This window comes from Modicisalibacter luteus DSM 23508, assembly GCF_000378505.1.
GTDB lineage: Bacteria > Pseudomonadota > Gammaproteobacteria > Pseudomonadales > Halomonadaceae > Modicisalibacter > Modicisalibacter luteus.
The window spans coordinates 1-8,516 of sequence record NZ_KB900022.1; the positions used below are offsets into that span (position 1 = coordinate 1).

Sequence of the window (8,516 nt, forward strand, 5' to 3'; positions counted from 1 at the left end):
AGATATGACCCGAGGCGTCGGAGGGCATTCACCTGCAAACGTGACTCATCATCTAAAAGGCACCAACTTTCCTGCATCGCGGGCGGACCTTGAGAAACAGGCCAAGGAAAACGGCGCAGAGGAAGATGTGCTCGAAGTGATTCGAAACATGCCTGACGAGCAATACGAGGATATGGCAGGCGTCATGAAAGGCATAGGGGAAGCTGAGTAATAGTTCTTACCTAGAGACAAAACAGGGGCAGATAAGAATATCTGCCCCTGCTGCCAGATCGCTTGCTATGCTAAACGATCTTCAATAATAGCCGAACGATTAGGAATTGCGGCCACCGCTGTTGCTGTTCTGTCCGCCTTTCTTGCCAGCTTCCGAGGCTTTTTCCGGATCATTAGCGAAATTTCCTCCGCTATGCTTGCCGCCCTTCTGGCCGGCTTCAGAGGCCTTCTCGGGATCGTTAGCGAAGTTGCCCCCGCTATGCTGGCCGCCCTTCTGTCCAGCTTCAGAAGCTCTCTCAGGGTCATTTGCGAAGTTACCACCACTATTCTGGCCGCCCTTGCTACCGATCTCTTCAAAGTGCTCGCGATCGTGAGATTCGGCGTTTGCGGTGCCGCCTTTGTGCCCGATCTCTTCAAAGTGCTCGCGGTCATGGCTCTCAGCGTTCGCCTTGCCACCTTTCTGACCCGCCTCGTTTACGGACATGCCTTCATCTTTGGGTTTATTAGCCATGATAACCTCCTGTTAATAAACCATGGTAAGTCCATTTATGCTGGTACTTAAGATCAACTATATGTTAAGCAACCCGCACTAGCGTTATCCGCCAGATACCTTCAAGGTAGTCGAGATTAAGAATCATGCAACTCATGCGAACACAGCATCCGCTGCACTTGGTTTCGCTCGTTTTTCGCTGCACAGCCTGCTTTAAAGGATTGCCTGTTAAACCCAAGTTACAACCTCAACAACCGTTATCAACACAATATTTTACCTAGAATATGTTTAGGCTTTTAGGATCAGTGAATTAGCACCACGGATGCCAAGGAGGGTTCTAGTGATGCGCAACGAATGGCGGAACGGCAATCACTTTACATTGTTACCAGAAGGCAAGCGCTACATACCAGAAATGTTAGCGGCTATTGATGATGCGAATGATTCAATTCTTTTCGAGCAGTACCTGACCGAATCGGGACATCTTGCTGACAGGTTCATTGATGCCCTCGTTCGGGCAACAGCCCGTGGCGTTCATGTGCAGGTGCTCCTCGATGGCTTTGGGGCCAACGGCCTCAAGAAAAATGACAGGGAGCGTCTGACGCAGGCAGGTGTCACCTTGCGCTTTTTCAATCCACCTTACCTGAAACGCTTGAACAAGCTGACGCGAGACCACCGCAAGCTGGTGCTGGTGGATGGAGGTGTCGCATTCACGGGGGGGTTCTGTCTGACAGACGACTTCCTCGATAGGTGGTACGACATAGCGGTACGAATCGAAGGTCCCGTTGTTAATGACTGGACAGCGCTGTTTGCCCAAGTCTGGAATTCTTCGCTGACTCAGGGCAACGACAAGGGACCGGGGGCACAGAGAATGGTGCTTGATGCGGCAACCGAACCTTACAAGCAGGGCATGCAAGGGCGAGTCATCTGGGGACGGGGACGTTGCTACCAAGCGATTCGGGACTCTCTCCAGCAGCGTATCGTGACAGCTACCCAACGCGTTTGGGTCTACACCCCCTACTTTCTGCCGACCATCAGTCTTCGTCAGCGCTTGATGGCCGCAGCACAGCGCGGTGTCGATGTCCGTCTACTGGTCGCCGGTGAAAAACACGATCACCCCAGCGTGCGCTATGCAGGACAACGCTATTATGGGCAGCTGCTGCGTGCCGGCGTGCGCATCTTCGAATACCATCCGTCCTTTACTCACGCCAAGTTCTGCCTGGTTGATGACTGGGTCACGATAGGATCATGTAATTTCGATCACTGGAGCTTGCGCTGGAATCTGGAAGCCAACCAGGAAGTAGAGGATAGTCGGTTTGCTACCGATGTTGCCGCGCTGTTCGAAGACAATCTCAAGGCTAGCCAAGAGGTCTGTCCGAAAGCGTGGGCACAGCGCCCCTGGCTTCAGCGGACCCGTGAACGAGCACTTGGTACCGTAAACAGTTGGGCGACACTGCTTCGTTAAGCTTACACACTGCGTATGCCGGCAGAGCTCAGTCACTTATCATTTTGATGGGCACGCTCGTGTTCGGGGGCAAGAAGCTTATCTTGCATAAACGCCTCCGTGCCCTTAGCTAGGAATTTACACAGCGCAACATAACGTCCCCATCGGGGAAATAACTTTAAGGCGAACTACTGCTATTTTTCATCCAGGTTCGAATTTTATTGCACGGGCTATTGTCGTTAAGCAGAGCCTTTCTAAGGCTAAAATTCATGGAATTCACAAAGCTAGCATCTCTGTAAAAGCGGCAACACGGCGATATTCCATTGGCGCCAAGGCGTATTTCCTTCGAATAACGCCCTGTCACCCGACTTGAAGCGGCATTACACAGGGAATGAAGAGGTTACGGATGACTATTACTCGCGACAGCATTAAGGATATCTGGGGAGAGCGAACTCTCCATAATGAAGGAACATGGCCGGAGAGAGTCGATGAGCGCACTCTCGATGCACCTGATGACTGGGTACAGTCGACCTGCCTGCTCTGCTCCAATGGCTGCGCTCTCGATATCGGAGTAAAGGATGGCAAGATCGTTGGGGTCCGCGGGCGTAAGGAGGATGTGGTCAACAAAGGGCGGCTAGGGCCCAAGGGCTTACATGGCTGGGAAGCCAACAACAGTGCCGACCGTCTGACTCATCCGCTTATTCGTCAAGATGGCGAGCTCAAGCCGGCCACCTGGGATGAGGCTATGGAGCTTATCGTCAATCGGACGCGAGAGCTCAGGGATCGATACACGGCCAGCAGCATCGGCTTCTACACGTCTGGCCAGCTCTATCTGGAAGAATATTATACGCTAGGTGTGATTGGTAAGGCCGGGCTCGGGACACCCCATATGGATGGTAATACCCGCCTATGTACGGCCACCTCTGCCGCAGCGCTCAAGGAGACCTTCGGCTCGGATGGCCAGCCGGGCAGTTACTTCGATATCGACGTGGCCGACACGATCCTGCACGTAGGCCACAACATCTCGAACACGGATACCGTACTCTGGATGCGCATCTTGGACCGTCGGGCTGCACCCAACCCGCCTAAACTGGTCGTGATCGACCCGCGGGAGACGGCAACCGCCAAGGAAGCTGACATCCATTTGGCTCCCAAGGTTGGAACGAATGTCGTGCTGCTCAATGGGTTACTGTATCTGCTTATCAAGAACGGCCAGATTGACCGAGAATTCATCGCCGAGCACACCATCGGTTTTGAAGATTTGGAGCACACGGTGGCGGCTTATCCCCCCGAGCGCGTGGCCGAGATAACCGGGCTCGATATTGCAAAGCTCCAAGCTGCTGCTGATGCGATTGGACAGGCCGAAAGACTGATATCAACCGCCCTGCAAGGCGTTTACCAGTCCAACCAGGCAACCGCTGCTGCGGTGCAGATCAATAACATCAACCTGATTCGTGGCATGATCGGGCGCCCTGGCTGCGGTATTTTACAAATGAATGGTCAGCCGACCGCGCAGAATACGCGCGAGACGGGCGCCGACGGTGACCTGCCAGCGTTCAGGAATTGGGATAATGAAGACCATATTCAGGAACTCGCGGCGTTGTGGAATGTGGACCCGGCGATCATCCCGCACTGGGCGCCACCTACTCATGCGTTGAATATCTTTCATCTCGTAGAGTCTGGCTCCATCCGCATGCTCTGGATCAGCGCGACCAACCCCGCCGTGTCGATGCCGGACCTGAACAAGATCCGAAACATCCTGGAGAAAGAAGGCCTTTTCCTGGTCGTGCAGGATGCGTTCATGACCGAGACCGCAGCATATGCCGATGTTGTGCTGCCCGCGGCGATCTGGGGCGAGAAGACGGGCTGCTCTACCAATGTTGACCGTACAGTACATATATCACACAAGGCCATTGAGCCACCCGGCGAAGCCAAGGCCGACTTGGATATCTTCCTGGATTTTGCCCGACGCATGGATTTCCGTGACAAGGATGGACAACCACTCATCAAGTGGCACACGCCTGAGGAGGCTTTCGAGGCCTGGAAGGCATGCACCCGAGGACGCCCTTGCGATTACACCGGGCTTAGCTACGCCAAGCTGACGGGTGGATCCGGTATCGCGTGGCCATGCAACGAGCAGTACCCCGAAGGACATCACCAACTCTACTCGGACCTGCAGTTCCCTACGACAGACGAGCAATGTGAGACTTATGGGCATGACCTACTTACTGGCGGCGCCGTGACGCAGGATGAGTTTCGGGCACGGGCGGCCAACGGCAGGGCCATACTGAAGCCGGCCGAATTCGAACCCCACATGGAAGTACCCGATGAGGACTACCCTATGTGGTTATCTACCGGCCGTGTCGTATATCACTTCCATACCCGCACCAAGACTGGGCGTTCACCCGAGCTCCAGAATAAGGAACCGGACGCCTTCGTCCAGCTGAATCCTCAGGATGCCGAGGCACTCGACATCGAAGAGGGCGATATGGTGCGTGTCACATCACGCCGGGGCAAGGCAATGGCGCCGGCCCGTGTGCGCGATATTCGACGGGGTCATGTGTTCATGCCCTTCCATTTTGGCTATTGGGATGAAAAGGACGGTAGGCCACGCGCCGCAAACGAGCTGACGATCTTTGAATGGGACCCCGTCAGCAAGCAACCCACTTTCAAGTATGCAGCCGTCCGTATCGAGAAACTGACCGGTCACGCAACAGAACAGAAAGCAAATCAGGCGGGCGAATCAGGCCATAACAAAGAGCGCAGAGACAGTGCCTTGGGTTCTGTTCTGTCTGAACTGAAACAGGCCGTCGCCTCTCATGCTCATGTCTCAGAGAAAGGTGGGCCCCAGGGGAATATGGGGAATGAGGGCGTACCAAGCCATGTGGCGGACTATCTACAACTCCTAATCCAGAGCGAAAAGCGCTTGATCAGAGCTTACGAGGCAGTAAAGCAGACACACTCCAACGTTCCCGACATTGCCCCAGAGTGTACCCTGTTTACCAAATGGTCCAGCGAGGCGATTGAGCGGCTTGAACCGTTCGCTGACAAATATGGCCTAGGGAGCACGAATGAAGCTGGAAGACTGGACCAGCTTTTCGATTTCGGTGGTAAAGGAAAAGGTAGCTTCGCGCTGTTGCGAGACCTGCACGATCTTTGGCTGCTGGTCAACGAGAGCATGATCTCGGTAATTGCGCTGAGCCAAGCGGCCCAAGCCCTGCGGGATGAAGCATTTCTCGAGGCGCTACGAAAAACGCTACATACCAACGAGCGTCAACGTAAGTGGTTCCTGACACGAATCAAACAGGCTGCTCCTCAAAGCCTGATCGTCCCGAGTTGATGGTACATTGGAGACACCGCTCGCTAACTGCGGCTGCCCTCTCGGGCATGGTGCTCGGAACCATCGGGCTCCTGGGTTGGGGGATCGGGCAGCCTTTACTCATCCCCAGCCTTGGGCCAAGCATCTACTTGCATACCTTAACCCCCCACCTTGCCAGTGCCCGGGCAGGCAATACCTTTCTTGGCCATCTGATAGGTCTGCTTACAGGTGTGGCTGCGGTATATCTAACCGGAGCGAACATCGTGCCCTCAGTTATGAGCGCGGAGCAGCTGACATGGCCACGAATCGCTGCCGCAGTGATTGCCCTTGTCTCTTCCGTAGGGATTCAAGCGGGGCTCAAGATTCAGCATCCCCCCGCTGCTGCAACAACGTTATTGGTTGCATTAGGGGCCATCGATCCGACGTGGCATGGGATTGGCACGGTGTTGCTTGGCATCAGCCTCTTAACGATCCTGGGCGGCGGGGTGCGTCGCTTCTCTCTGGTTAGGAGTGACTAGTGCTGTTTCCTACGTGTGTGGTCCCTAAGAGTAATGGACTATCTTACGAACCATTGTCGGAGGATGACCCATGGCTCAGATTCTTCATAAACGCGCCACGACCACGCACGCCATCCGAGCAGAAATACAGCGATCGACGGAGTCGGCCATCGAACCGATCGTCGCCGAGGCCGGCCCCAACGACACCGAAGCCCAGGCTCGCGCCAAGGAGATTCTCAGTGGCCTGCGATTCGACGGCAGCAACTATGTCTTCGTCTACGACTATCAGGGCACCACGCTGGTACAGCCAGTGAAGCCGGAAAGCATCGGCAAGAACGCCATCGAGACAAAGGATAAGCATGGCAACCTGCTGATCCGCGACATGATCACCCTCGCAAGCAGGGCGGCGGTCATTACCAGTACGCCTGGCCGCATCCGGCCAGCGGCGAGGTCGAAACCAAGTATTCCTATGCTACCGGCATCGACACGTGGGGCTGGATGCTGGGCGCCGGGACCTACATGACTGATATTAATGCGACCATGGCGGAGGCGGAAGCACTAGCAGCCAAGAAAATCCGTTATGCAGTATGGGTTGCGGTGTTGGTCGGTGTGGCCATGTTTGGGGGTGTCGCTATCATCGCTATCTTGCTGGTGCGTCGTACCGTCCAACCGATTCGTCGTACTGCCGACGCCATGAAAGACATAGCCAATGGCCAGGGCGACCTGACGCGGCGCCTACGTGTCGAGAGCAAAGATGAAATAGACGAACTGGCTACCCAGTTCAATGCCTTTGTGGAGCGCATGCAGCGCACCCTGCGGGACGTGCGTGCCAGTACCCACAGCATCCATCGAGCGACGGGTGAGATTGCTCAGAGCAGTGAAGAGCTGGCCACCCGTACCGATCAGGCCGCGGCGAATCTGCAGGAAACGTCGGCCTCGATGGAGGAGATTACCTCGACGGTCAACCAGAGCTCTGAGTCAGCACAACAGGCCAACCAGCTGGTGCAGTCGACTGCCGATGTTGCCCGACAGGGCGAGGCAGCGATGAGCCAGGTCGAGAAAACCATGGAGGATATTAACGCCTCAGCCGCCAAGATCAGCGATATCATCACCATGATCGATTGATTGCCTTCCAAACCAACATCCTGGCACTGAATGCTTCCGTGGAAGCCGCCCGTGCTGGTGAGCATGGACGAGGCTTTGCCGTGGTGGCTCAGGAGGTGCGTACCCTGGCCAGCCGCTCTAGCGATGCATCACGTGAGATCCGCGAGCTGATCGATACCTCGTCGTCCCACACACGCTCAGGCGCTGAATTGGTACGCACGGCGGGCCAGACCATGCACGACATTGTCGCCAGCGTATCCCGGGTCACCGACGTCATTGCTGAGATTAGCGCAGGCGCCAAGGAACAGAGCAGCGGAATCGGTCAGATCAATACGGCGGTTGCCGAAATGGATACCATGACCCAGCAAAACGCGGCCATGGTGCAACAGACATCATCGGCGGCCAGCGGAATGAGCGAACACGCACAACGTCTCAACTGGCTGATCAACTCCTTTATCTTGGGTGACGACATCGTCGATACGAAGGCCAGCCACCCTGCCCCCAATCAAATGCTGCCTCCAGCCACCAAGCCAGTGGCAAAAAGCCCCAAGAGGAATGGGAGGAATTCTAAGCCTGTAAAAAGGCGATCAGAGCCTAGTACCCGATCCGGGGAACCCGGTCGGGTATCTCACCAAACCCCTTCAGTAGCGTACGCACCAAGCACTGCCCTACCTGTCGCAACATAGAGACGCAAGATTGAACACAGCTCGCGCCATATTCATGGGGTGAGGCAAATTACAAGTGAAGGTGTTATGGCTCGGATCCAACTGCCTAGACGATGCCAAGTAAAACATATTTAAAAACAGTAAGATAAATTCATTAGTTTGCGTTTCGTCAAATTATTAGATTATTAGTAATTTCCACTGTATAAAGCGTTGCAGCGAATCATAAATGTGTCTCACAATAGTGACGCGGCGGTTCGCGAATGTCGCCTCTTGGATACACCCTCATAAAAACCGAATGGCGCCAGGCCATCGTTTATGCAAACGCAGGGAATGACAACATGCTGACTAATAGCCTCCTGAACGACATCCAGGACATCAACCTTTCGTATCTATTGTTGATGCAGCGCCTCATTAACGAGGATCGCGCCACTGCCATGCTCCGCCTCAAGATCAGCGAGCCCATGGCAGACATGTTAGCTTTGCTGTTGGTCAAGCAATTAACAGTGCCTTTCAAAACCTTGAAAACGGCATCAGCCATTCCTAGATTTTCAGTATGGCTAAACAGATCGTATCCGATGAACTCTGGTCCATTGTCGAGCCGCTGCTGCCACCACCGAAACCCAAGCCGCGTGGCGGCCGGCCTCCCGTCTCCAACCGCGCCGCCCTGACAGGCATCCTGTTCGTCCTGCGCTCAGGCATCCCCTGGGAGATGCTGCCGCAGGAGATGGGCTGCGGCTCAGGCGTCACCTGCTGGCGTCGCTTGCGTGACTGGCAGGAGGCGGGTGTCTGG

Annotated in this window: 9 protein-coding genes and 1 pseudogene; 9 read left to right on the forward strand and 1 reads right to left on the reverse strand. The window is 55.1% G+C overall.

Annotated features, from left to right (window positions below):
- Positions 1 to 211: DUF2795 domain-containing protein (locus F568_RS0121645; protein ID WP_019020657.1), on the forward strand; the 211-nt coding region annotated here is incomplete at its 5' end.
- A 99-nt stretch (positions 212 to 310) separates the two neighbouring features.
- Here F568_RS0121645 and F568_RS26485 read toward each other — a convergent pair.
- Complete coding sequence (locus tag F568_RS26485; protein WP_019020658.1) at positions 311 to 721, reverse strand: con-10 family general stress protein; 411 nt, start codon at positions 719 to 721, stop codon at positions 311 to 313.
- A 322-nt stretch (positions 722 to 1,043) separates the two neighbouring features.
- Here F568_RS26485 and F568_RS0121655 point away from each other — a divergent pair, with 322 nt between their 5' ends.
- The 8 genes and pseudogenes from F568_RS0121655 to F568_RS0121680 all read left to right on the forward strand — a co-directional run.
- Positions 1,044 to 2,162 carry a phospholipase D-like domain-containing protein gene (locus F568_RS0121655; RefSeq protein WP_019020659.1) on the forward strand — a complete coding sequence of 373 codons (1,119 nt, stop codon included), beginning with the start codon at positions 1,044 to 1,046 and terminating at the stop codon, positions 2,160 to 2,162.
- Positions 2,163 to 2,547: 385 nt separating this feature from the next.
- Entirely contained in the window at positions 2,548 to 5,481 is a 2,934-nt protein-coding gene (locus tag F568_RS0121660) for a molybdopterin oxidoreductase family protein (protein ID WP_019020838.1), read from the forward strand.
- Positions 5,481 to 5,978, forward strand: a complete 498-nt coding sequence (locus tag F568_RS26490) for an HPP family protein (RefSeq protein WP_083933094.1) — start codon at positions 5,481 to 5,483, stop codon at positions 5,976 to 5,978. The genes F568_RS0121660 and F568_RS26490 overlap by 1 nt, the downstream gene beginning before the upstream one ends.
- A 70-nt stretch (positions 5,979 to 6,048) precedes the next feature.
- A pseudogene (locus F568_RS26270) lies at positions 6,049 to 6,449 on the forward strand (cache domain-containing protein); the annotation flags it as partial.
- Positions 6,450 to 6,476: 27 nt separating this feature from the next.
- Positions 6,477 to 7,082: a HAMP domain-containing protein gene (locus F568_RS26275; RefSeq protein WP_308428069.1), complete on the forward strand. Its 606-nt coding sequence runs from the start codon at positions 6,477 to 6,479 to the stop codon at positions 7,080 to 7,082.
- 38 nt (positions 7,083 to 7,120) lie between these two features.
- Complete coding sequence (locus tag F568_RS26280) at positions 7,121 to 7,747, forward strand: methyl-accepting chemotaxis protein (RefSeq protein WP_308428067.1); 627 nt, start codon at positions 7,121 to 7,123, stop codon at positions 7,745 to 7,747.
- Positions 7,748 to 8,064: 317 nt separating this feature from the next.
- Positions 8,065 to 8,394, forward strand: a complete 330-nt coding sequence (locus tag F568_RS25525) for a flagellar transcriptional regulator FlhD (protein ID WP_211213472.1) — start codon at positions 8,065 to 8,067, stop codon at positions 8,392 to 8,394.
- Positions 8,280 to 8,516 (forward strand): transposase (locus F568_RS0121680; protein WP_019020841.1); only part of this gene is annotated, 237 nt, incomplete at its 3' end. The genes F568_RS25525 and F568_RS0121680, both read left to right, overlap by 115 nt.

Coding starts and splice junctions, on each gene's coding strand:
- F568_RS0121660 (WP_019020838.1), top strand. CDS start 2,548: ATGACTATTACTCGCGACAGCATTAAGGATATCTGGGGAGAGCGAACT.
- F568_RS26490 (WP_083933094.1), top strand. CDS start 5,481: ATGGTACATTGGAGACACCGCTCGCTAACTGCGGCTGCCCTCTCGGGC.
- F568_RS0121655 (WP_019020659.1), top strand. CDS start 1,044: ATGCGCAACGAATGGCGGAACGGCAATCACTTTACATTGTTACCAGAA.
- F568_RS26275 (WP_308428069.1), top strand. CDS start 6,477: ATGACTGATATTAATGCGACCATGGCGGAGGCGGAAGCACTAGCAGCC.
- F568_RS26485 (WP_019020658.1), bottom strand. CDS start 721: ATGGCTAATAAACCCAAAGATGAAGGCATGTCCGTAAACGAGGCGGGT.
- F568_RS25525 (WP_211213472.1), top strand. CDS start 8,065: ATGCTGACTAATAGCCTCCTGAACGACATCCAGGACATCAACCTTTCG.